Origin of the sequence: Anaeromyxobacter sp. SG17 (assembly GCF_022690695.1) — a bacterium.
Classification (GTDB): Bacteria; Myxococcota; Myxococcia; order Myxococcales; family Anaeromyxobacteraceae; genus Anaeromyxobacter; species Anaeromyxobacter soli.
On sequence record NZ_JALCYX010000059.1, the window covers coordinates 1 to 21,149 of the forward strand.

At 74.2% G+C, this 21,149-nt stretch carries 24 protein-coding genes; 19 read left to right on the plus strand and 5 right to left on the minus strand.

What is annotated here, in order from left to right; all coding sequences use genetic code 11:
* The 3 genes from MNY60_RS23975 to plsY form a co-directional block, all read left to right on the plus strand.
* Positions 1–1,024 (plus strand): YIP1 family protein (locus MNY60_RS23975; RefSeq protein WP_277957075.1); only part of this gene is annotated, 1,024 nt, incomplete at its 5' end.
* Positions 1,021–1,431 (plus strand): DUF2752 domain-containing protein, encoded by a 411-nt coding sequence (locus MNY60_RS17775; RefSeq protein WP_242361287.1) that lies wholly within the window; start codon positions 1,021–1,023, stop codon positions 1,429–1,431. The genes MNY60_RS23975 and MNY60_RS17775, both read left to right, overlap by 4 nt.
* Positions 1,428–2,039: a glycerol-3-phosphate 1-O-acyltransferase PlsY gene (gene plsY, locus MNY60_RS17780; protein ID WP_242361288.1), complete on the plus strand. Its 612-nt coding sequence runs from the start codon at positions 1,428–1,430 to the stop codon at positions 2,037–2,039. Before MNY60_RS17775 ends, plsY begins: the two co-directional genes overlap by 4 nt.
* A 28-nt stretch (positions 2,040–2,067) precedes the next feature.
* Here the strand turns inward: plsY and MNY60_RS17785 are convergent, their stop codons facing one another.
* A complete protein-coding gene (locus tag MNY60_RS17785) occupies positions 2,068–4,845 on the minus strand; it encodes a DNA translocase FtsK (RefSeq protein ID WP_242361290.1) in 2,778 nt (925 codons plus the stop codon).
* A gap of 194 nt (positions 4,846–5,039) precedes the next feature.
* Between MNY60_RS17785 and MNY60_RS17790 the strand changes: the two genes are divergently transcribed.
* From MNY60_RS17790 to MNY60_RS17835, 10 genes are all read left to right on the plus strand, one after another.
* Positions 5,040–6,467, plus strand: coding sequence for a zinc-ribbon domain-containing protein (locus tag MNY60_RS17790; RefSeq protein ID WP_242361292.1), 1,428 nt, complete (start codon positions 5,040–5,042; stop codon positions 6,465–6,467).
* 5 nt (positions 6,468–6,472) lie between these two features.
* Positions 6,473–6,814 (plus strand): zf-TFIIB domain-containing protein, encoded by a 342-nt coding sequence (locus MNY60_RS17795; RefSeq protein ID WP_242337102.1) that lies wholly within the window; start codon positions 6,473–6,475, stop codon positions 6,812–6,814.
* A 7-nt stretch (positions 6,815–6,821) separates the two neighbouring features.
* Positions 6,822–7,109: an Asp-tRNA(Asn)/Glu-tRNA(Gln) amidotransferase subunit GatC gene (gatC, locus tag MNY60_RS17800; protein WP_242361294.1), complete on the plus strand. Its 288-nt coding sequence runs from the start codon at positions 6,822–6,824 to the stop codon at positions 7,107–7,109.
* Positions 7,106–8,581, plus strand: a complete 1,476-nt coding sequence (gene gatA / locus MNY60_RS17805) for an Asp-tRNA(Asn)/Glu-tRNA(Gln) amidotransferase subunit GatA (protein WP_242361297.1) — start codon at positions 7,106–7,108, stop codon at positions 8,579–8,581. Before gatC ends, gatA begins: the two co-directional genes overlap by 4 nt.
* A 2-nt stretch (positions 8,582–8,583) precedes the next feature.
* Positions 8,584–9,021, plus strand: a complete 438-nt coding sequence (locus MNY60_RS17810; protein WP_242337111.1) for a hypothetical protein — start codon at positions 8,584–8,586, stop codon at positions 9,019–9,021.
* Complete coding sequence (gene gatB / locus MNY60_RS17815) at positions 9,021–10,472, plus strand: Asp-tRNA(Asn)/Glu-tRNA(Gln) amidotransferase subunit GatB (RefSeq protein WP_242355426.1); 1,452 nt, start codon at positions 9,021–9,023, stop codon at positions 10,470–10,472. Before MNY60_RS17810 ends, gatB begins: the two co-directional genes overlap by 1 nt.
* Before the next feature lie 76 nt (positions 10,473–10,548).
* Positions 10,549–10,761 (plus strand): hypothetical protein, encoded by a 213-nt coding sequence (locus MNY60_RS17820; RefSeq protein ID WP_242337117.1) that lies wholly within the window; start codon positions 10,549–10,551, stop codon positions 10,759–10,761.
* Positions 10,758–11,771 carry an S-methyl-5-thioribose-1-phosphate isomerase gene (mtnA, locus tag MNY60_RS17825; protein ID WP_242337120.1) on the plus strand — a complete coding sequence of 338 codons (1,014 nt, stop codon included), beginning with the start codon at positions 10,758–10,760 and terminating at the stop codon, positions 11,769–11,771. The genes MNY60_RS17820 and mtnA overlap by 4 nt, the downstream gene beginning before the upstream one ends.
* A gap of 52 nt (positions 11,772–11,823) precedes the next feature.
* The gene (locus tag MNY60_RS17830; protein ID WP_242337123.1) at positions 11,824–12,723 is read left to right on the plus strand and encodes a potassium transporter; all 900 of its coding nucleotides are present in this window, start codon (positions 11,824–11,826) and stop codon (positions 12,721–12,723) included.
* 64 nt (positions 12,724–12,787) lie between these two features.
* The gene (locus tag MNY60_RS17835) at positions 12,788–13,252 is read left to right on the plus strand and encodes a YkvA family protein (protein WP_242361300.1); all 465 of its coding nucleotides are present in this window, start codon (positions 12,788–12,790) and stop codon (positions 13,250–13,252) included.
* 31 nt (positions 13,253–13,283) lie between these two features.
* Here MNY60_RS17835 and MNY60_RS17840 read toward each other — a convergent pair whose 3' ends face one another.
* Positions 13,284–14,165, minus strand: coding sequence for an MBL fold metallo-hydrolase (locus MNY60_RS17840; protein ID WP_242361303.1), 882 nt, complete (start codon positions 14,163–14,165; stop codon positions 13,284–13,286).
* Between the two features lie 59 nt (positions 14,166–14,224).
* Entirely contained in the window at positions 14,225–14,719 is a 495-nt protein-coding gene (locus MNY60_RS17845) for a hypothetical protein (RefSeq protein ID WP_242337132.1), read from the minus strand.
* Between the two features lie 210 nt (positions 14,720–14,929).
* On the opposite strand from MNY60_RS17845, the gene rplU reads away from it, so the two are divergent.
* The 6 genes from rplU to MNY60_RS17875 all read left to right on the plus strand — a co-directional run bounded on the left by rplU (position 14,930) and on the right by MNY60_RS17875 (position 19,741).
* Complete coding sequence (rplU, locus tag MNY60_RS17850; protein ID WP_242337135.1) at positions 14,930–15,235, plus strand: 50S ribosomal protein L21; 306 nt, start codon at positions 14,930–14,932, stop codon at positions 15,233–15,235.
* Between the two features lie 47 nt (positions 15,236–15,282).
* The gene (gene rpmA / locus MNY60_RS17855) at positions 15,283–15,540 is read left to right on the plus strand and encodes a 50S ribosomal protein L27 (protein WP_242337138.1); all 258 of its coding nucleotides are present in this window, start codon (positions 15,283–15,285) and stop codon (positions 15,538–15,540) included.
* Between the two features lie 105 nt (positions 15,541–15,645).
* Positions 15,646–16,713, plus strand: a complete 1,068-nt coding sequence (obgE, locus tag MNY60_RS17860; RefSeq protein ID WP_242361306.1) for a GTPase ObgE — start codon at positions 15,646–15,648, stop codon at positions 16,711–16,713.
* Entirely contained in the window at positions 16,710–17,423 is a 714-nt protein-coding gene (locus MNY60_RS17865; protein WP_242337144.1) for an RNA methyltransferase, read from the plus strand. Before obgE ends, MNY60_RS17865 begins: the two co-directional genes overlap by 4 nt.
* A gap of 205 nt (positions 17,424–17,628) precedes the next feature.
* Positions 17,629–18,399 carry a hypothetical protein gene (locus tag MNY60_RS17870; protein WP_242361309.1) on the plus strand — a complete coding sequence of 257 codons (771 nt, stop codon included), beginning with the start codon at positions 17,629–17,631 and terminating at the stop codon, positions 18,397–18,399.
* A 148-nt stretch (positions 18,400–18,547) separates the two neighbouring features.
* Positions 18,548–19,741, plus strand: a complete 1,194-nt coding sequence (locus MNY60_RS17875) for a PLP-dependent aminotransferase family protein (RefSeq protein ID WP_242361311.1) — start codon at positions 18,548–18,550, stop codon at positions 19,739–19,741.
* On the opposite strand, the gene MNY60_RS17880 is transcribed toward MNY60_RS17875, so the two are convergent.
* Together MNY60_RS17880 and MNY60_RS17885 are read right to left on the minus strand one after the other, a co-directional pair.
* Positions 19,738–20,097 (minus strand): hypothetical protein, encoded by a 360-nt coding sequence (locus tag MNY60_RS17880; RefSeq protein WP_242337153.1) that lies wholly within the window; start codon positions 20,095–20,097, stop codon positions 19,738–19,740. The two genes, MNY60_RS17875 and MNY60_RS17880, sit on opposite strands and share 4 nt — an antisense overlap.
* Positions 20,094–21,059, minus strand: coding sequence for an RluA family pseudouridine synthase (locus MNY60_RS17885; protein WP_242361314.1), 966 nt, complete (start codon positions 21,057–21,059; stop codon positions 20,094–20,096). The genes MNY60_RS17880 and MNY60_RS17885 overlap by 4 nt, the downstream gene beginning before the upstream one ends.
* Positions 21,060–21,149: the final 90 nt, after the last annotated feature.

The following is a 21,149-nucleotide window of genomic DNA, read 5'->3' on the forward strand; positions in this document are numbered from 1 at the left end:
CTCGGCCGCCGAGCCGCCGCCCGCGGCGCCGGCGCAGCCCGAGGCCCCCGCTCCTGCGAGCGAGGCGCCGGCAGGTGCCGGTGCCGCCCCGGAGGCGCCGCGGGAGCCGCCGCCGCCCTCCCCGGAGGCCCCGGCGCCCGAGCCGGCCTGGGCGCGCACGTCCAAGCAGCCGGTGTGGGGCGCACCGCCCCTGCCGCCCGAGCAGGCGGCGGGCAGAGGTCCGGAGCTACCGCCTCCGCCCGGCCCGCCGCCGGGCGGCTACGGGCCGCCGCCCGGGGGATGGGGCCCGCCGCCGCCGGGCGGCTGGGGGCCGCCGCCGGGGTTTCCGCCTGCACCGCAGGGACCGGATGCGTCCGCGCCGTTCGCCGAGCGGCGGCAGCGCGGCATCTTCTCGTCCTTCCTCGAGACCTTGAAGCTCGTCGCCACGCAGCCGAGCGCCTTCTTCCGGCGCGTGCGCGTCGACCAGCCGGGGAGCGCGGTGCTCTTCGCGGTGATCGCCTACACGGTCGGCACGCTGTTCCAGGGGCTCTACAGCCTCGCGACCGGCAGCCGCGTGGCGGAGATGCTCGAGTCGGTGGCTGAGAACATGCCCGAGGAGCAGGCGCGCTACGTGCGCATGTACGTCGAGAGCATGTCCGGCGCGTCCACGATCGCGCAGATCGTGCTCGCGCCCCTCGCCGCGCTCGTCGGCGTCTACCTGTGGGCGGCGATCGTCCACGGGATCTTGCTGCTCGTCCGCGGCGCGCCGCGCGGCTTCGGCGCGACGCTCACCGCCGTCGGCTACGCGCTCGGCCTCAACGTGCTGCTCATCGTGCCCGGCTGCGGCGGGTTCCTCGCGCTCGTGTGGGGCGTCGTGGCGATGATCATCGGCCTCGGCGAGACCCAGCGCTGCGGGCCCGGGAAGTCCACGCTCGCGGTGCTCTCGCCCGTGCTGCTCGTGCTCGTCTGCTCCTGCTGCGCCGCGATCGGCCTCGGCTTCGGCGGCATGCTGCAGGGCGGGCGCGGCCACTCGGTGAGCCTGTGACGGAGGCGGTGCGCTGGCAGCGGACGGCGCGGTTCGGGCACGCCGAGGTGTTCGCGGTGATCGGCGCGCTCTCGTTCTTCGCGGCGCGCTTCCTGCCCCTCCTCTCCCTGCCCTTCGTGTGCCCGCTGCGCGGGCTCGCCGGCATCCCGTGCGCCACCTGCGGCATGACGCACGCATTCGTCCACCTGGCGCACGGCGAGCTCGGCCGCGCGATCGCCGCGAGCCCGCTCGGCGCCACGCTCGCCGCCGCCGCCTGGCTCTTCGCCGCGCTCGACCTGTCGCGCGCGGCGCTGGGCGCGCCGCTGCCGGTGCCCTCCGAGCGGCTCGCCCGCGGGGCCGTCGCGCTCGGGGTGCTCGCGCTGTTCGCCAACTGGGCGTACCTCGTCCTCCGGGAGATCGGCTCGTGAGCCACAGCGCGCTCGGCGTCCTGCTCGTCGTCGCCGGCTACCTGGCGGGCTCGATCCCGTTCGGCGTCCTCCTCGGCCGGCTGGTGCTCGGCGTGGACGTGCGCACCGTGGGCTCGGGGAACATCGGCGCGACGAACGTCGCGCGCGCCGGCGGCAAGAAGATGGGCGTCGTGGTCCTGCTCCTCGACGCGGCGAAGGCCATCGTGCCCGTCCTCGTCGCGCGGGCGCTCCTCGCCGGCACGCCGCGGGCGGAGCTCTTCACCGTGCTCGTGGCGCTCGCCGCCTTCGTCGGCCACCTCTTCCCGGTGTGGCTCGGGTTCAAGGGCGGCAAGGGCGTCGCGACCGGGCTGGGCATCTTCGTCGTGCTCGCGCCGTGGGCCGCGCTCGGCGGGGTCGTCGCGTACCTCGTCGCCTACGGGACGACGCGCATCTCCTCGGTGGGCTCGCTCGCGGGCACCGCCGTCTGCGCGATCGTGACCTTCGCGCTCCACGGACCCGCGAGCCCGGTGAGCTGGGCGGGGGTCGCCCTCGCGGCGCTCATCGTGCTGCGCCACCGCGAGAACATCGGGCGGCTCGTGCGCGGCGAGGAGAAGCAGATGCGCGTTTGAGCGCCGCGGCCTTCCCGCGCGCGCCGCGCTACACGTTCGGGATCGGCGAGACCTCGCCCACCGGCCGGATGAGCACCTGGCGAGGCTTCACGCCGTTCGCCGGGCCGACCACGCCCTCGCGCTCCATGCGCTCGATGATCTTCGCGGCCTTGTTGTAGCCCAGGCGCATCTCGCGCTGGAGCTTCGAGACCGAGACCTCCTCCATGCGCGAGACGAGGTCGAGCGCCTGGTCGTAGACCGGGTCGTCGTCGTCGGAGTCGTAGCGGCCATCCCCGCCGCCCTCGCGCGTCTTGAGGATCGAGTCGTCGTAGACCGGCTTGCCCTGCTCCTTGAGGAACTCGACGACGCGCTGCAGCTCCTCCTCGGAGACGAAGGCGCCCTGAACGCGCGTGACCGGCTGCGTGGCGGTCAAGACGAGCATGTCGCCGTCGCCGAGCAGGGCCTCCGCCCCCGGGCCGTTGATGATGGTCTGCGAGTCGTGGCGCGAGGCGAGCCGGAAGCTGATGCGGGCCGGGAAGTTGTTCTTGATCATCCCCGTGATGACGTCCGTCGACGGGCGCTGCGTCGCGACGATGAGGTGGATGCCGGTCGCGCGCGCCTTCTGGGCCAGGCGCGCGAGCGAGATCTCGACCTCGCGCGGCGCGGTCATCATGAGGTCGGCGAGCTCGTCGATGACCACCACGATGTAGGGCAGCTTCTGCGGCAGCTTCTTCTCGTCGCGGGCCGCCACCGGGTCCGCCGGCGGGGGCGCGGTGGGATCCTCGAACTCGGGGCTCGCCAGCACGGGCTCGGGCGCGGCCTCGGCGGCGGCCGCGCGCGCGGCGGCCTCCTCCTCGGTCTCGCCGGCGACCTCGTCGACCACCACGAGCTTCCGGGGCGGCGGCGCGTCCTTCTCCTCGAACGTGCGGCTCTCGGCGCGGAGCTTCTCGACCTTGCCGTTGTAGCTCTTGAGGTCCTTGGAGCCCGTGTCGGCGAGGACCTGCGTCCGGCGCTCCATCTCGTCCACCGCCCACTGCAGCGCCCGGGCGGCCTTCTGCGGATCGGTCACGACCGGGAGGAGCAGGTGCGGGATGTCCTCGTAGAGCGACAGCTCCGTCATCTTCGGGTCGACCATGATCATCCGCACCTCCGCCGGCGTCTGCCGGTAGAGGAGCGAGCAGATCATGGTGTTGAGGCCGACCGACTTACCCGAGCCGGTGGTGCCGGCGATGAGGAGGTGCGGCATCCGCTGCAGATCCACGCAGTACGGGATGCCCTCGATGTTCTTGCCCAGGCCGAGCGGCATGAACCCGCCCGCCGAGGCGAACGCCTCGGACTCGAGGATGTCGCGCAGGTAGACCGTGGCGCGGTCGCGGTTCGGGACCTCGATGCCCACCACGCCCTTGCCCGGGATCGGCGCGATGATGCGGATCCGCGTGGCGCTGAGCGCCATCGTGAGCTCCTTGTCGAGGTTCTCGATGCGGGCGAGCTTCACGCCCGCCACCGGAGAGAACTCGTAGAGCGTCACGACCGGGCCGGGCCGGATGTGCTTGATGACGCCGTCGACGCCGTGCTGCTCGAGCGTCGCGACGATGACGTCGGCGACGCGCGTGAGGGCCTGCTCGTCGACGGCCTTGGCCTTCTCCTCGTGCGCGTCGAGGATCTCCGCCGAGGGGAGCTTGAAGACGTCGCCCGCCTTGGTGAAGGCGAACGCGGGGACCTCCTTCTTCTTGTCCTTCTTCTTCCCGCGCTCGAGCATCGCCTGCGAGACGATGATCTCCGGGCGGGCGGGCGGCGTCGGCGGCTCGGGCAGCGGCTCGGGCGCGGCGGCCTCGGCGGCCGGCAGCTCCACCACCGCCGCCGCCTTCGCCGCGGCGGGCTCCTGCTCCTCGCGCGCCTTGCGGCGCTTCCGGGCCGGGGGCTCGGCGGGCTCCGGCTCCTCGGCGGGGGCCGGGGCGGCGAGGCCGCTCACCCAGGCCGGATCCTCGAACCCGGTGCGGCGCGCGTGCTCGATGGCGAGCGCGGTCGCGACGGCGCGCGCCTCCTCGCGCGAGTCGTCGTCGTCCGCCTCGACCGAGGCGGCGTCCGCGAGCGCCTCCTCGCCGGCGCGGCGCTTCCGGTCGGCCTCCTCGTCCGCGCGCAGCTCGGCGACGGCGATGCGGTGCTCCTCCACCGCGGCCGCCACCCGGTCCGACGCGAACCCGAACAGCCCGCGCGCGAGGTCGGTGAGGAAGCCGCCGATCGTCTGCGGCTTCACGTCGGCCGCCACGATGAGGGCGACGACGCCGGTGGCGGTCACGACGATGGCGCTGCCCCAGGTCGAGAGGAGCCCCTCGGCGCTCGCGCTGAGCGCGCGGCCCACCGCGCCGCCCGCCGGGAACGACGCGACGACGTGGGCGCCGAACGCGAGGTGGCCGAGCGTCGCCACGCAGAGCGTGAGGACGGCGTAGGCGACGGCGGAGACGATGGAGAGCCGCGGCGACGCGCCGCGGAAGAGCCGCCAGGCGGCGGCCCCGAGCGCGACGGGCAGCACGAGCGCGGAGAACCCCAGCACCCCGTAGACGGCCGCGGCGAGGCTGTGCCCGACCGGGCCGACGAGGTTCGAGGGGGCCATGCCGCGCGCGATGAGCGCGCCGTCCAGGGACGAGTAGGTCGCGAGGGCGAGGCCGCTCGTCGCCGCGAGGGCGAGGAGCACCACCGCCCCGACGTCGCGGGCCATCCCGGTGCGCGGTGCCTTCTGCGCCCCGCCGCGCGGCTCCGCCTTCCGATCGCCCTTCTTCGGGCGCTCCTTCTCGGGAAGACGACGGTTGGACCTGGCCTTGCCCATGCGCGCGACCACCTGCCCCTCGCTCCGTGAAACGCCCGCGCCGCGGTGCTGCCACGCGGGCGCACCCGGGCCCGCCTCGAACGGACGAGGTCCCGTCCAGCCGAGGATATCGGGGTGACCCCGGGGGTCAATTTTTCGGCGGACGGCGAAACCTCGCGTAAAATCCGCGGAACTCGCGACTTTTTCGGAGCGCCATGGACGTCCGCTGCGAGCGCTGCAAGGCCCAGTACGTCTTCGACGACGAGCAGATCACGCCGTCGGGGCTGGCGGTCCAGTGCACCAACTGCGGGCACCTCTTCAGGGTGAAGAAGAAGGAGCTCGTGGTGACCGTGCCGGTGAAGCCCGGCGAGCTCGACTTCACGCCCATGCCGGCGAGCGCCGCCGCGCCCGCCTCGGCCGCGGCGCGGAGCAGCGCCCGCGAGTGGCGCGTGCGTCGCCCCGGCGGTGCCGTGCTCACCTGCCGCGAGCTCACGACCGTCCAGAAGTGGATCGTGGAGGGGAAGGTCGCGCGCGAGGACGAGATCTCGGCCGGCGGCGACTCCTGGAGGCGGCTCGGCGAGATCGAGGAGCTCTCGAGCTTCTTCTCGGTGGTGGCGGAGGCGGAGCGCGCTCGAGCGACGCCCGTAGAGACGCCGCGTCCGCCCACGCGCGTGCCGCCGCCGCCGCCCTCCGGCTTTCCGCCGCCCGCCCTGCCGCTCCCCCCTCCCGGAGAGCTCACGTGGCCGGCGCGAGCGAGCGAGGCACGCGCGGCCGAGCCGTCGGCGCGGCCTCGCCGCCGGGGCCTGCGCGCCGCTCTCCTCGTCGCGCTCCTGGCGGTCGCCGCGGGCGCCGGCGCCTACGCGCTCGTCCCGGGCAGGATGGGACGGATGGTGCGCGGGGTCCTGGGGCTCGGCCCGACCGAAACCACGATCCCGACCGCGACCGCGACCTCAACCCCGACCTCAACCCCGACCGCGACCGCGAGCGCGACCCCGTCTGCGACTCCGACCGCGCCCTCGGACGCGCCCGCTACCCCGACCGCGATCACGGCGGCGACACCAGCGGCCGACCCCTCCGCGGCGCCAGCCGGGCGCGCCCCCGAGCCCGCGGCTCCCACCGATTCCGGGCAAGCCCAGGTAGACGGACGTGCCGCTGGCTCACCGGCTGCCCCGGGCCCCGAGCTCTCGCCCTCCGCCACGCCTGCCGTCCTCGCGCCCGGGGCGGCGCCCGCCGCCGTGGTCCCTGCCTCGGCAGAGGCCACCCTGGCGAAGCCGGCGCGCCCCCGCGGCCCCAAGGCGCTCCTCGCCGAGGCGGGGCGGCTCCGCGCGCGAGGCGATGCCACCGGTGCGCTCGAGCTCTACGGCCGGCTCGTCTCGGACGATCCCGAGAACGTCGCGGCCCTGACGGGCCGGGGGCTGTGCTATCTCGATCTGTCTCGTTACGCCCCGGCCGCGGCCAGCTTCGAGAGCGCGCTGAAGCTCGTCCCGTCGCACGCGGACGCGCTCCTCGGCCTCGCCGAGGCGTACCGGGCGCAGGGACGGGACGCGGACGCCATCCGCTGCTACGAGAGATACCTGGCGGAGCACCCCGACGGCGAAGAGGCCGCCGTCGCGCGCAACGCCATCGCCGAGCTGAGGAGATGACCGACATGCCGGATCGCGGAACCCCTGGGAAGCCGTCCACCACCGAAGACGAGTACTTCGTCCGCGAGGACGCGGAGAAGAAGCGCAGGCTCGCCCTCCAGGTGAAGAAGCAGACCGAGGCGGCCGAGCTGCAGCGGCTCAAGGAGCTGCACTGGATGCGCTGCCCCAAGTGCGGGATGCAGATGCACGAGGTGCGGCTGCGCGGGGTGGACGTCGACGTTTGCTTCTCCTGCAACGGCGTCTTCCTCGACGAGGGAGAGCTGAGCCACCTCGAGAAGCCCGAGTCGAAGGGCGTCATGGCCTCGATCCTGAACTGGTTCAAGCCCGAGACGAAGAAGCCGGTCTAGGCGCGACATGGCCCTCACGCTCGACGAGGTCCGGCGCATCGCGGCGCTGGCGCGGCTCCGGCTTTCGCCGGAAGAGGAGCAGACCTTCGCTGGTCAGCTCTCGGCCATCCTCGATCACGTCGCGCAGCTCTCCGAGCTCGACGTGTCGGGGGTGGAGCCGATGACGCACGCCCTCGCCGAGGGCGTGCCCCTCCGCGCCGACGAGGTCCGCCCCGGCCTCCCGCCCGACGAGGCGCTCGCGAACGCGCCCGCCCGCGAGGACACGTTCTTCGTCGTGCCGAGGATCATCGAGTGAGCGCGCCGTCCACGGAGCTGACGTCCCTCTCGCTCGCCGACGCGAGCGAGCTCCTCGCCGGGAGGGGCGCCTCGTCGCGGGAGCTCGTCGCCGCCGCGCTCGACCGCATCGCCGCGACCGACGGCCGGATCGGCGCGTTCCTCCGCACGACGCCCGAGCGCGCCCGCGCGGCCGCGGAGGCCGCCGACGCGCGCGCGGCGAAGGGGGCGCGCCGCTCGCCGCTCGACGGCGTCCCCATCGCCCTCAAGGACATCTTCCTCACGAAGGGCGTCGAGACGACCTGCGCGTCGCGGATCCTCGAGGGCTTCGTCCCGCCCTACGACGCCACCGTCGTCGAGCGGCTCGAGCAGGCCGGCGCCGTGGTCGTCGGCAAGCTCAACATGGACGAGTTCGCGATGGGCTCGTCGAACGAGAACAGCGCGTTCAAGCCGTGTCACAACCCGTACGACCTCGCGCGCACGCCCGGCGGCAGCTCGGGCGGCAGCGCCGCGGCGGTCGCCGCACGGCAGGTGTACGGGACGCTCGGCACGGACACGGGCGGCTCGATCCGGCTCCCGGCCGCGTTCTGCGGGGCCGTGGGCGTGAAGCCGACCTACGGCCGCGTCTCGCGCTACGGCGTCATCGCCTTCGCCTCCTCGCTCGATCAGGTCGGCCCGCTCGGCCGCACCGTGCGCGACGCGGCGCTCCTGCTCCAGGCCATCGCCGGCCACGACCCGCGCGACCTGACCTCCTCGACCCGGCCCGTGGACGACTACCTCGCCGGCCTCGAAAGCGGCGCGCGCGGGCTGCGCATCGGCGTGCCTCGCGAGTGGCTCGCGGGAGGGCTCGCGCCCGGGGTCGAGCGCGCGGTGCGCGAAGCGCTCGCACGGTACGAGCGGCTCGGCGCGACGCTCGTCGACGTCTCCCTGCCGCACTCGCGCTACGGCATCGCGGCCTACTACCTCATCGCCCCCGCGGAGGCCTCCTCGAACCTCGCCCGCTACGACGGCGTGCGCTTCGGGCTCCGCGCGGGCGAGGCGCGCGGCCTCAAGGAGATGTACTCGGAGACGCGCGAGCGCGGGTTCGGCGCGGAGCCGAAGCGCCGCATCATGCTCGGCACCTACGCGCTCAGCGCGGGCTACTACGACGCCTACTACCTGCGCGCGCAGAAGGTCCGCACCCTCGTCCGGCGAGACTTCGACGAGGCGTTCCGGGCCTGCGACGTGGTCGCCGGCCCGGTCGCGCCCACGGTCGCCTTCCGCCTGGGCGAGAAGACCGCCGATCCGCTGCAGATGTACCTCGCGGACGTGTTCACCATCACCGCGAACCTGGCCGCGCTCCCCGGCCTCTCGGTGCCGTGCGGGCTCGAGCGCGAGAGCGGGATGCCGGTGGGGCTCCAGCTCGTGGGGCGCCCGTTCGACGAGGCGACGCTGCTCCGGGCGGCGCGCGCGCTGGAGCGCGAGGCGGGGCCGCTGCCGGCGCCGGAGGTGTGACCATGACCCGCCGGATCGCCACGCTCCTGTGGGCGGCGCTCCTCGTCCTGCCCGTCGCCTTCCTGGGCGTGGCGGTGACCCGCGCGCGCGGCGCCTCGCCCGGCGGGCACGCCGCGCTGCTCCTCTGGCTCGCCGTCGTCGCGTCGGCCTTCAACGTGGCGCTCTCGCGCGTCGTCCCGCCGCGCCTCGAGGCGGCGCGCCGCGGCGGCCGCGACGCGGTCACGCTCACGCGCTTCCTCGTCGCGTGGGCGCTGTGCGAGGCGGCGGCGCTCTGTCCGCTCGTCGCCTATCTCGTCACGCGCGATCCCCGCCTCGTCGTGGTGCTCCTCCTCGACCTGGCGGCGCTCGCCTTCCTCTATCCGAGCGATCGGCGGTGGGACCGGCTCGCGCCGGCCGGCCCCGGCGGCGCCGCGCTCGGGCCACGCCGGGAGGCGCGCTGATGCCGGTCTCGGACTTCCAGGTGGTCCTCGGGCTCGAGGTCCACGCCCAGCTCCTCACCCGCAGCAAGATCTTCTGCGCCTGCTCGACCGCGTTCGGCGCGGCGCCCAACACGCAGGTCTGCCCGGTGTGCCTCGGGCTGCCCGGCGCGCTGCCCGCGCTGAACGCCCAGGTGCTGGAGCTGGCGGTCCGCGCCGGGCTCGCGCTCGGCTGCGAGATCCGCGCGAAGAGCGTGTTCGCGCGGAAGAACTACTTCTACCCGGACCTGCCGAAGGGCTACCAGATCTCGCAGTACGAGCTGCCCATCTGCGTGGGGGGCGGGGTGGAGATCGCGGTCGACGGGGCGACGCGGTCCATCCGGCTCACGCGGATCCACATGGAGGAGGACGCCGGCAAGAACGTGCACGACGTCACGGCGGCCGGCTCCGGCGTCGACCTCAACCGCGCCGGGGTGCCGCTCCTCGAGATCGTCTCGGAGCCGGACCTGCGCTCGATCGACGAGGCCATCGCGTACCTCAAGACCCTGCGCGCGATCCTCATGACGCTCGGGGTGAACGACGGCAACCTGCAGGAGGGCTCGTTCCGCTGCGACGCGAACGTGTCGGTCATGCGGAAGGGCGCGACCGAGCTCGGCACCCGCTGCGAGCTCAAGAACATGAACTCGTTCCGCTTCCTCCGGCAGGCCATCGACTTCGAGGTGCGCCGACAGGTCGAGCTCATCGAGGCGGGCGGCAAGGTCCAGCAGGAGACGCGGCTGTTCGATCCCGATCGCGGCGAGACGCGCTCGATGCGCTCCAAGGAGGAGGCGCACGACTACCGCTACTTCCCCGAGCCGGATCTCCCGCCGGTCCTGGTCGACGAGGCGCTCGTCGAGCGGGTGCGGCGCGCGCTGCCCGAGCTGCCGCGGGCGCGCTCGGCGCGCTACCAGCGAGCGCTCGGGCTCTCCGCCTACGACGCGGAGCTGCTCGTCGCCGACAAGGCGGTGGCCGAGTTCTTCGACGCGACGCTCGCCGCGTACGGCAGCTCGCCGGAGGCGGCCAAGCGGGCGGCGAACTGGCTGAACGGCGACCTCGCCCGGCTCGCGAACGAGCTCGGGCAGGAGCCCGCCGCCTGGCGCATCACGCCGGCGCAGCTCGCCGAGATCCTGCGACTCCAGGACGCGCAGACCATCGGCGGCCCGGGCGCGAAGCAGGTGGTGGAGGAGGTCTTCCGCACCGGCGCCGCGCCGGCCGAGGTCGTGCGCGTGAAGGGGCTCGCGCAGGTGTCGGACGAGGGCGCCATCGAGGCGGCGGTGGATCGCGTGATCGCCGCGAGCGCGGCGGAGGTGGAGCGCTACCGCGGCGGCAACACGAAGCTCCTCGGCTTCTTCGTCGGGCAGGTCATGAAGGAGATGCGGGGCAAGGGCAACCCGGCCGTCGTGAACGCCCTCCTCAAGAAGAAACTGGGCGAGTAGAGTCCCCGCGCGGGGTCCGCGCGTGACGGCGCCGGCGCGGGCGGTCTCGTGGCGCGGCGACGGATCGGAGCGAGCCATGGCGAGGTGGGCGGGATGGGGCGCCGGGCCGGCCGGTGCGGGCGCGGCGGGTCCGACGAAGGTGTTCCTGGGGATCGCGCTCGTGAGCTGCGTCGTCGTCGCGGGGGTGCTCGCGAGCGAGCGGCGCCTGCCGGCGGCCGCGGTGGCCGCGCTCGCGGCCGTTTACTTCGCCCTGCGGCTCTTCGCGGGGCTCGGAAGGGAGAGGCGATGAACGCGGAGCCGCTCAGGCCGGTGCTCTACGACGAGGCGCGGGACGTGGTCCGCGTGCTCGACCAGCGGCGCCTGCCGGCCGACGAGGTCTGGCTCGAGCTCGCCTCCGCGGACGAGGTCGTGCAGGCCATCAAGGACCTGACGGTGCGCGGCGCCCCCGCCATCGGCGTCGCCGCGGCGTACGCGCTCGCCCTGGAGTCGCGCCGCGGGGCCGAGCCGCCGCGCCTGCGCGAGGCCGCCGAGCGGCTGGTCCACGCGCGCCCCACCGCCGTGAACCTCGCCTGGGCGGTGCGGCGCATGTCGCGCCGGATGGGCCTCGGGGCGGTGGCGCTCCTCAAGGAGGCGCACGCGATCCGGGACGAGGACGAGGCCGCCTGCCGGCGCATCGGCGCGCTCGGCGCGCCGCTCCTCCCGCCGCGCGCGAGCGTCCTCACCCACTGCAACGCCGGCGCGCTCGCCACCGCCGGCTACGGCACCGCCCTCGGCGTCGTCCGCGCGGCCGTGGAGGCGGGGAACGCCGTCACGGTGTTCGCGGACGAGACGCGCCCGTTCCTGCAGGGCGCCCGGCTCACCGCGTGGGAGCTGAAGCGCGACGGGATCCCGGTGACGCTCCTCACCGACGGCATGGCCGGCTGGCTCATGGCGCGCGGAGAGATCGCCTGCGTGGTCGTGGGCGCCGACCGCATCGCCGCGAACGGCGACGTGGCGAACAAGATCGGCACCTACGCCCTCGCCGTGCTCGCCGCGTACCACCACCTGCCGTTCTACGTGGCGGCGCCGTGGAGCACGGTCGACCTGCAGACCGCGGACGGCGCGGCCATCCCCATCGAGGAGCGCGGCGCCGACGAGGTGCTGATGCTCGCCGGCCAGCGCATCGCGCCCGCCGGCGTGCCGGCCCGCTACCCCGCCTTCGACGTCACGCCCGAGCCGCTCGTCACCGCCCTCATCACGGAGCGCGGGGTGGTGCGCCGTCCGTTCGGGCCCGGCCTCGCGGCGCTCGCCGCGAGGTAGGCAAACCGGCGCCTTCCCGCGCCCGACACCCTCCGTCTAACATCCGCGCCGCATGGCCGACATCGGCTCGACGCGGGTGTTCGGGCACGCTCGCCGCAGCGTGAAGATCATCGGGCTCCGGCGGCGCCCGCTCGCGGACCTCTACCACCGGCTCGTGACCGGGAGCTGGACCCGCCTCGTCACGATCTACGCGCTCGTCTTCTTCGGCACGCAGGCGCTGTTCGGGCTCGCGCACCTCGCCCTCGCGGCGGAGTGGCCGCCGGGCGCGTCGGTGATCCCCGCGCTGCTCGCCGCCGCCGACGCGCCGCCCGCGCCGGCGCCGCCCCTCTCCGGCCGCTGGCTCGCCGGCGGGGCGGTCTCCGCGGTCGAGACCTTCGTGCGCTGGCTGCTCGCCGTCATCGGCGCCGGCATCCTCCTCGCCAAGTACTCGCGCATCCCCGCGCGCGTCATCTTCAGCCGGGTCGCGGTCGTCGGCCCGCACGCCGGCGGCCGGGCGCTCCTGTTCCGCATGGCGAACGAGCGGACGAGCCACATCCTCGACGCCAAGGTCTCGGTCATGCTCGTGCGCAACGAGCGCGGCGAGGACGGCGAGGTGGTGCGCCGCGCCCACGATCTCCCCCTCGCGCGCGACGGCTCGGCGCTCTTCTCCCACGCCTGGACGGCGGTCCACCCGGTCACCCGCGAGAGCCCGCTCTTCGGCGAGACGGAGGCGTCGCTCGCCGGCGAGGACGCGGAGCTCGTCGTGACGCTCTCCGGCTACGACGAGGGGCTGACCCGCGTGATCCACGCGCGCCGCACGTACCTGCCCGAGGAGCTCCGCTGGGACGTGCGCTTCCGCGACATCGTGAAGGTGCTCCCCGGCGGAGATCAGGCCGTCGACTACCGCCGCTTCCACGAGGTGGTGGCGATCGAGCCTCCCGGCGAGCGGACCCCGCGGCGCGCCGCGCGCTGAGCTGGCGCCCACCGCGCCTGGGGCGCAGGCGGCCGCGACGGCCCCGCGCTAGATTGGGGAGACGATGGCCACCCGGACCTGCCCCGCCTGCGCGCGCCCGCTCGGCTCCAACGCGGACTGCCTCTCCTGCCGCGAGGCCGCCGCGAGCGAGCTCGCGCGCGAGGCGAAGGACATCACGCCCGAGAGCCTCCCCGGGCGCGCCTCGGCCGCCCGGCGCTTCCTGCGCCGGCCGCCGTGGTACGCGCGCCGCGCGCCGGGCGCGTTCCGCGCGAAGCTCAGGCTCCTCTGGATGGTGCTGCGCGATTACGCGAACGGGACGTACCGGAAGGTTCCGTGGAAGTCCGTCGCCGCGCTCGCCGCCGCGGTGGCCTTCGTGCTCTCGCCCGTCGACCTCGTGCCGGACTTCCTCTTCCCGGTGGGCCTCGCGGACGACGCGGTGCTCGTCGCGCTGACCTGGGGGCTCGTGAAGCGCGAGCTGCGCGAGTACTGCGCTTGGAAGGGCCTGTCCCCGGCGCACTTCGGGCTGTAGGCGGCGAACGATCCCAGGCCTGCGGCGCCTCCTACCGCTCCCGCATCTCCGCGGCGAGGGCGCGGACCGCGGCTTGCGCCGCCTCGAGGCTCTGCGCGCGCCACGGCCGCCCGTGGCCGGGGATGACCCACTCGAACCGGTGCGCCGCGAGCCGCTCCATCGAGCGGGTCTGCGAGTCCCAGTTCCACCAGCACACCGACCGCGACGCGCCGAGCCTCCCCTCGGCGTCGCCCCACAGGTGGTCGCCGGTGAAGAGGTACCGCTCGCCGACGAGGAGCGCCGTCGAGCCGGCGGTGTGGCCGGGGACGGGGATGGCGAGGAGGTCGTTCGCGAGGGCGGTGGGCGCGTCGCCCTCGAGCCGGACCTCCACGCCGCGGGTCCCGGCGTTCACGTCGCGTGCGTGGAGCACGCGGGCGCAGCCGAGCGCCTCCGCCCAGCGGGCGTGATCGGCGACGTCGTCGCGGTGACTGAGGAACAGGAAGCGCGCCCCGCCCAGCGCGCGCAGGCGTGCGAGGAGCGGGGCCGTGAAGCGCGGCGAGTCCACGAGCACGTTCCCGTCGCGGCGCAGCACGAGCCACGACGCCGCGCCGAAGGAGGACTCCGCCGCGTAGCCGCAGTCGAGGACGTCGGGGGCGTCCTCCGCGAGCGGGACGGGGAGCGCGCGCGAGGCCTCGCGCACTCCCGCGCCGGAGGTGGAGCCGATCGCGGCGACGGGGCAGGAGACGAGCGCGAGGAGGGCCCGCCGCCGCGCCTCGCCACCCGCCGGCTGCGAGGCGACGAATGCGCGGTCGTCCTCGCCGCCGCCGAACGTCGCGGGCGCGAGGCGGCGGCAGGTGTCGCAGGAGATGCAGCGATCGTCGACGAAGAGATCGCCGGGCGCGTTCTCCGGGACGGCGCGCGTGCGAAGGGCCACGCCGCTCTGATAAGCGGGCGTGGCCCTCGGGTCAGCGGGCTTCGCGCGAGCGCTCCGCCCTAGTGCTTGCCCTTGTGCTTGCCGTTACCGTGGCCGCCGTGGCCGTGGTCGTCGTCGTGATCGCGGTACTCGCGGCGATCGTAGTCCCTGCCGCCGTCGCGGAAGTACGCGGGCGCGGGCTGCGGGCGGCCGCCGTAGTAGGCGGGGCCGTGCTTCTCCCCCTTCCAGCCCTTCTCCGGCTTCCAGTGCTTGTAGTGACCGGGCGGGACCTTCACGAGGGCCACCGGCACCGCGCGGGCGGGCGCCATGACCCAGCCGCCCCGGTGCGAGCGGGAGCGGTACCAGACGTCGTCCTCGCGGACCCAGTAGTAGCCGTTCGTGTAGAACACCTCGTGATCGCACTCGGGCACGACCTGAACGCCCGGGCTGACGACGACGAGCTGGGGCAGGACGACCGGCAGATCGAAGCTGATTCCAGCCGAGGCGCGGAGCTGGGCCTCGGCGATCGACGGCAAAAGGAGCGCTCCGGCGAGCGCGAGCGTGAGCTTTCGCATAAGGGCGGCAGGATCGGGTGATCGGGCGCCCCGCGCAATGTGAGGCGGGGAGGCAGGCGAGCCCACCCCGGGGCGGTCCGGTCCAAGCCCCGGGATTCCTTGACAGCCCCGGCGGCCTGATCGTATATGACCGCCCTTCCGGAGGCCCGGAGGCGCGCCGTTTCGCGGCCGCGCGCTGGTGAAATCCTCCCAGATTTCGAGGAGAAGGCGATGTACGCGGTGATTCGGACCGGCGGGAAGCAGTACCGCGTCGCGCAGGGCGATCGGCTCAAGGTCGAGAAGCTCGCTGGCGACGTCGGCGGCAAGATCAGCTTCGAGGTGCTGCTCGTCGGCGGAGAGGGCGAGGCCAAGATCGGCGCGCCGGTCGTCGCGGGCGCCGCGGTCGAGGGCGAGATCGTCGCCCAGGACAAGCACAAGAAGGTCGTCCACTTCCGCAAGAAGAAGGAAGGCTGGACGAAGAAGCGGGGTCACCGGCAGCCGTACACCGAGGTCCTCATCACGACGGTGCGCGCGTAACGCTCGCGCCCCCGACGACCCGGTTCCGGGTTCAGGTGGAGTAGAAAATGGCTCACAAAAAGGGACAGGGCTCCTCGCGCAACGGCCGTGACTCTCCCGGCCAGCACCGCGGCATCAAGGTCTACGGGTCCGAGAAGGTCGTGGCGGGGAACATCCTCGTCCGCCAGGTCGGCACCCTCGTCCACCCCGGCGCGAACGTCGGGATGGGCAAGGACTTCACGCTCTTCGCGCTCGTGGACGGCACCGTGAAGTACAGCCGCGCCCGGGGCGATCGGCGCTTCGTCTCCATCGTTCCGGGGGCGTAGCGCTCCGCCGCTCCGGTCCGCCCCCGGCGGACGAGGCGGCCTCCACTCATCACGGCGCCGCGGGCCACCCAGGTCCGCGGCGTTCGCGTTTGTAAAAGGCTCCGAATGAAGTTCGTCGACGAGGTCCGCATCCACGTGAAGGCCGGCGACGGCGGCAACGGCGCCGTGGCGTGGCGGCGGGAGAAGTTCATCCCGCGCGGCGGACCGGCCGGCGGCGACGGCGGGAACGGCGGGGACGTGGTGCTGGTCGTCGACCCGCAGCTCTCGACGCTGCTCGACTACCGCTACGTCCGGGAGCACCGCGCGAGGAGCGGCGAGCACGGCCAGGGCTCGGACATGAACGGCAGGGACGGCGACCCGCTCGTCCTGCGCGTGCCGCCGGGCACGGTCGTGAAGGACGCCGGCACCGGCGAGCTCGTCGCGGACCTCGGCGGCGAGGGCGAGCGGCTCGTCGTCGCCAAGGGTGGTCGCGGCGGCCTCGGCAACATGAACTTCGCCACCTCGACGAACCAGGCGCCGCGCTACGCCGAGGACGGCACGCCCGGCGAGGAGCGGGAGCTCGTCCTCGAGCTGAAGCTCCTCGCGGACGTGGGCATCGTCGGCTACCCGAACGCCGGCAAGTCGACGCTCATCAGCCGCATCTCCCGGGCCCGGCCCAAGATCGCGGACTACCCGTTCACGACGCTCGTGCCGAACCTCGGCGTCGTCTCCTGGCGAGGCGAGAAGAGCTTCGTGGTGGCCGACATCCCCGGCCTCATCGAGGGGGCGCACGAGGGCGCCGGGCTCGGCCACCAGTTCCTCCGCCACGTGGAGCGCTGCCGCGTGCTCGTGCACCTCGTCGAGGGCGCGAACCCCGAGGAGGGCCGCTCGCCGAAGGCGGACTACGAGGCGATCAACCGCGAGCTCGCGCTCTACTCGCCAGCCCTCGCGGAGAAGCCGCAGATCCTGGCGGTGACGAAGATCGACGTCCCCGAGTCGCGCGCCGCCGGGGAGAAGCTCAAGAAGGCGCTCGCGCGCCGCAAGCAGCCCGTCGACGTCCACCTCGTGTCGGCGGTCACCGGCGAGGGAATGCCGGAGCTGCTCGACGCGGTGGGGCGCGCCCTCTTCGAGGAGGCGCGGCCGCGGCGCGGCGGCCGAGGGCGCCGGCTCGGGAAGCCGAGGGCCGAGAAGTGAGCCGGCGGGGCGAGGGCGGCGCCGAGCGCGCGGCGGAGGCGCCGGAGCCGGGCGGGCCGGACTTCCTCGTCCCGGAGCGCCGCGCGCGCATCGACGCGGTCGTCGCGAACCGCACCCGGACCCTCACCGTGGTGATGGAGGCGTTCTGCGATCCGCAGAACGTGAACGCCGTCCTCCGCACCTGCGAGGCGTTCGGGATCCAGGAGCTGCACGCGATCGAGGGGCCGATGAAGCCCTTCGACCGCAACAAGAAGATCAGCCAGAACGCGGACAAGTGGCTGGACGTGCGGCGCTGGAGCTCAACGGGCGAGTGCCTCGCGCACCTCAAGGCGGAAGGCTTCGCGATCTACGCCACGCACCTCGGCGAGGGGTCGCGCTCGCTCGACGCGCTTCCCTTCGCCGGCAAGGTCGCGCTCGTCTTCGGCAACGAGCACCGCGGCGTCTCGGCCGAGGCGCTGGCCCTCGCCGACGCCTCGTACGCCATCCCGATGCGCGGGTTCGTGCAGTCGCTCAACGTCTCGGTCGCGGCGGCGGTCTCGCTCGCGAAGGCGGTCGAGCGGCGCGAGGCCGAGCGCGGCCGTCACGGCGACCTCTCCGAGCTCGAGGCGGCGGCGCTTCGCGAGCGCTTCTACGTGCTCGCCGTGAAGCAGCGCGCGAAGATCGCCAAGGCCGAGCGCGCCGAGGCGCGGCGCGCGGCGCACCGGCGCTGAAACGGTGGCCGAGCGCGCCTCGCCCGCGCGTGCGAACGCTGGGGCGGGTAGACCCCGCCGTGTTCGTATCGGTGGTCCGTCGCGCGGCCAGTGAAGGGCGAGTCGCGGTCTCCGCGCTCAGCCGTGCCGAACCTCCGGGGTGGAAGAGGCGGAGCGCCGCCTGGCATGAACGCCGCATCGCTCGTGGCGCATGACCATCGCTCACGTGCTGCTGCTCGTCACCGCTGCCGCCTCTGCCGTGTCGCCGATCTCGCGCGAGGGGCGGGTCTCTGCGCCCGAGGGGTTCCGCGCCGCGCTACCCGCCGGTTTCGAGTATCTCGTCCAAGCCGGCAACGATGGGCGTCCCATCTACGGGGCAACGGCGCGAGACGGCCGTTCGGCCGTGACCGTCTCCACCTCGGTCGCGCAGAGCTCGTTCGAGTGCGGATCCGAGGAAACGGCAGCACTCGGGCTCGAGGAGTTCACCTCGCGCACCGGGTTGCACGGCTGCAAGATCGTGCGTGCGAGCGAGGACGGCACGGCGGAGCGCCTCGTCGAACAGGTCACGCATTCCGTCGAGATCCGGCCGGAGCTGGTGCGCGCCGCCGCGGAGGCGGACGACCTCGTGCGCGCGCCCGACCGCCGGCTCATCGGGTGCTTCGATCAGGAACTGGGCGTCGGAACGCTGAACAACGGCGCGCGCTCCTTCAAGAAGCGCTGCTTCCGCGAGGACTTCACGTTCGTCGAGACGACCCAGGTCTTCACGTCCTCCACCACGTACGACGAGCCCAACGGCGATCGGCCGTTCACGACCGCGAATACGGTCGCCCGTGCGACCGGGCTCTCCGCGCCGATCGCGGTCGAAGGGACATGGTGGGCCGAGGACGACATGCTGACGCTGACGTTCGAGGACGGGGACGTGGAGGGCGAGCTCGTGATCGGCGACGCCGGGATGATCTTCCGCGGCAACTTCTGGGAGCGCGGGGGCGAGGAGTGAAGGCGTTCGCCAAGGAGGGCTGGGCCGTAGCTCGACGCCGCTGGGTCTCATGTCGCGCCGCGCGCGGCGCCGCTGGCGAAAAATCGTCGGAAACGGGCCGTTCGCGAGTCGAGCGGCCTCCGCCCGCGCTTTCCCCTAGACTGGGGGAATGCCGGCCGCCCCCGAGTACCCCTTCTCCACCCGCGTCGCGTCGCTGAAGAGCTCCGCCATCCGGGAGATCCTGCGCGTCGTCGCCCGCCCCGACGTCATCTCGTTCGCCGGGGGACTGCCCGCGCCCGAGCTCTTCCCGACCGAGGCCCTCGCCTCGCTCGCGCGGGAGCTGCTCTCGTCGCCGCGCGGCCCGGCGGCGCTCCAGTACGCCGAGACCGAGGGCCACGAGGGCCTGCGCGCGCGCATCCTCGGGCGCGTGCCGTTCCCGGTGGGCGCGTTCGGTGACGACGGGGTCCTCGTCACGCAGGGCTCGCAGCAGGGGCTCGATCTCCTCGCCAAGCTGTTCCTAGACCCGGGCGACGAGGTCCTCGTCGAGACTCCCGCCTACCTCGGCGCGCTCCAGGTGTTCCGCTTCTTCGGGGCGCGCGTCACGTTCCTGCCCTGCGACGCCGACGGGCTCAGGCCCGACGCCCTCGCGGACGCGCTCCGGCGCCGCCCGAAGCTCCTCTACCTCACCCCCACGTTCCAGAACCCGAGCGGCGTCTGCTACCCGGAGGCGCGGCGGCGGGAGGTGCGCGAGGTCCTGCGGAGCTCCGAGGTGATCGTGGCCGAGGACGATCCGTACCGCGACATCTGGTTCGACGAGGCGCCGCCCGCGCCGGTGCTGCTCGGCCACGACCCGGCGCGCAGCGTGTACCTCGGCAGCTTCTCCAAGACCGCGGTCCCGGGCCTGCGCGTCGGCTTCCTGCTCGGGCCCCCGGCCATCGTCCGCCGCTGCGTCCTCGCGAAGCAGGCGACGGATCTCCAGACCAACTCGCTCGGCCAGCACCTGCTCTTCGACCTGCTCGGCCAGGACGGCTTCGCGCGCCACGTCGAGGGGCTCCGGCGCGAGTACCGCGCGCGCCGCGACGCGCTCGACCGCGGCCTCGCGGCGACGCTCGGGGAACGGCTCACCTGGAACCGGCCCGGCGGCGGCATGTTCCTGTGGGCGCGCCTCACCGGCGGCGGGGACGCCGCGGAGCTCCTCACCCACGCCCTCGCGGAGGGGCTCGCGTTCGTGCCGGGCGGCGAGTTCCACCCGGAGGGCGAGGGCAAGGCCACGCTCCGCCTCAACTTCACCCACAGCGCGCCCGCGCGGATCGCGGAGGGCGTGGCCCGGCTCGGGCGCGCGTTCGGGCGCTGGGGACGCTAGGCCTCCGGCTCTCCGGGGGCTGCCGCCGTTTCCGCCTCCTCCGCCCGCGCGCGGCGCCGCGCGCTCCGCAGCGCCGAGAGGACCGCGACGGCGAGGATGAAGGCGGCGAGCCACGGCGCGCCGCGGTCGAGCTCCCGTCGCAGCACGCTGCGCTCCGCCGCCCAGAAGAGCGCGATCCCGGAGAAGACGAAGGTCGCGCCCGCGGAGAGGAGCCCGCGCGCCACGCGGCCCTTGCCGGGACGGCCCCGGACCAACGCCAGGCGCAGCCCGGCGCCCGCGGCGAGCAGGAGCCCGAGGAGGACGAGCCACAGGCCGGCCACGCCGCCGACGAGCCCGGGGAAATCGTAGAGGGTCATGCTGCCTCCTCGGTGCAGCCGTCCCAGAACGCCGCGAGGTCGGCCGGGAGCGGCACCTCGAGCCGGACCGGCTCCCGCGTGCGCGGGTGCGGGAGCTCGAGCCGCCACGCGTGCAGCGCGTGGCGCGGCAGCCGCAGGCGCGCGCGGTCCTCGTCGGTGAGGGCGTGGCGGGTGAAGCGATCGAAGATGTTCTCGTCGGGCCCGTAGATCTTGTCGCCCACCATGGGCAGGCAGGCGTGCGCGAGGTGGGCGCGGATCTGGTGCTGGCGGCCCGTGCGGGGCCGGCAGGCGAGCAGCGTGACCGGGGTTCCGCCCGCGAGGACGCGCCTCGACAGCACCTCGAAGTCGGTCGCCGACGGGAGCCCGCCCGCGGTCACGTGCATGCGGACGCGCACCGCCGACGCGCCGGTGAGCGCGAGCGGCGCGTCCACCGTGAAGGCGTCCTCGCGCGGCGCGCCCTCGGTGATGGCGAGGTAGGTCTTCGCGACGCGCCCGCCCGCGAAGTCGCGCTTCATGCGCGACGTCCACTCCGGCGCGCTGCCGCAGGCGAGCAGCCCCGAGGTCTCGCGGTCGAGGCGGTGGGCGGGGTCGACCTTCCGGTCCGGGAAGCGCGCCCGGGCGAGCGTGGTGAAGGTGTTCGCCGAGTAGCGGGCGGTGGGGTGCACGGGCAGCCCGGCGGGCTTGTCAACCACGAGGAGCGCGCCGTCGTCGTGGACGACGTCGAAGACCTGCGGCGTCTCCGGCTCGGGCTCGGCGTCCTTGAGGAGCGCGAAGGAGAGGCCCGGCGTGACCCGCGTCGAGGGCTTCAGCCGGCGACCGTCCTCGGTCTCGAGGCGGCGCTCGATGAGCCGCTGCACGCGCTCGCGGGAGAGGCGCCGGATCTTCTCCTGCAGGTAGCGATCGAGCCGCCAGCCCGCGTAGTTCGGCTCGACGGTGAAGCGGACGCGGACGACCTCGGGCACGGGCGGACCATACCACCGCGACCGCGCGGCGGTCGCCGCCGGGCCTGTCGCCGCGGTGCAGGGCGCGGCGACGGTGTCGCACACGCGCCT

What these genes read in the sequence shown, in the direction of transcription:
- MNY60_RS17785 (WP_242361290.1), bottom strand. Translation starts at nt 4,845, where the DNA reads ATGGGCAAGGCCAGGTCCAACCGTCGTCTTCCCGAGAAGGAGCGCCCG.
- MNY60_RS17790 (WP_242361292.1), top strand. Translation starts at nt 5,040, where the DNA reads ATGGACGTCCGCTGCGAGCGCTGCAAGGCCCAGTACGTCTTCGACGAC.
- MNY60_RS17795 (WP_242337102.1), top strand. Translation starts at nt 6,473, where the DNA reads ATGCCGGATCGCGGAACCCCTGGGAAGCCGTCCACCACCGAAGACGAG.
- gatC (WP_242361294.1), top strand. Translation starts at nt 6,822, where the DNA reads ATGGCCCTCACGCTCGACGAGGTCCGGCGCATCGCGGCGCTGGCGCGG.
- MNY60_RS17810 (WP_242337111.1), top strand. Translation starts at nt 8,584, where the DNA reads ATGACCCGCCGGATCGCCACGCTCCTGTGGGCGGCGCTCCTCGTCCTG.
- gatB (WP_242355426.1), top strand. Translation starts at nt 9,021, where the DNA reads ATGCCGGTCTCGGACTTCCAGGTGGTCCTCGGGCTCGAGGTCCACGCC.
- MNY60_RS17820 (WP_242337117.1), top strand. Translation starts at nt 10,549, where the DNA reads ATGGCGAGGTGGGCGGGATGGGGCGCCGGGCCGGCCGGTGCGGGCGCG.
- mtnA (WP_242337120.1), top strand. Translation starts at nt 10,758, where the DNA reads ATGAACGCGGAGCCGCTCAGGCCGGTGCTCTACGACGAGGCGCGGGAC.
- MNY60_RS17830 (WP_242337123.1), top strand. Translation starts at nt 11,824, where the DNA reads ATGGCCGACATCGGCTCGACGCGGGTGTTCGGGCACGCTCGCCGCAGC.
- MNY60_RS17835 (WP_242361300.1), top strand. Translation starts at nt 12,788, where the DNA reads ATGGCCACCCGGACCTGCCCCGCCTGCGCGCGCCCGCTCGGCTCCAAC.
- MNY60_RS17845 (WP_242337132.1), bottom strand. Translation starts at nt 14,719, where the DNA reads ATGCGAAAGCTCACGCTCGCGCTCGCCGGAGCGCTCCTTTTGCCGTCG.
- rplU (WP_242337135.1), top strand. Translation starts at nt 14,930, where the DNA reads ATGTACGCGGTGATTCGGACCGGCGGGAAGCAGTACCGCGTCGCGCAG.
- rpmA (WP_242337138.1), top strand. Translation starts at nt 15,283, where the DNA reads ATGGCTCACAAAAAGGGACAGGGCTCCTCGCGCAACGGCCGTGACTCT.
- obgE (WP_242361306.1), top strand. Translation starts at nt 15,646, where the DNA reads ATGAAGTTCGTCGACGAGGTCCGCATCCACGTGAAGGCCGGCGACGGC.
- MNY60_RS17875 (WP_242361311.1), top strand. Translation starts at nt 18,548, where the DNA reads ATGCCGGCCGCCCCCGAGTACCCCTTCTCCACCCGCGTCGCGTCGCTG.
- MNY60_RS17880 (WP_242337153.1), bottom strand. Translation starts at nt 20,097, where the DNA reads ATGACCCTCTACGATTTCCCCGGGCTCGTCGGCGGCGTGGCCGGCCTG.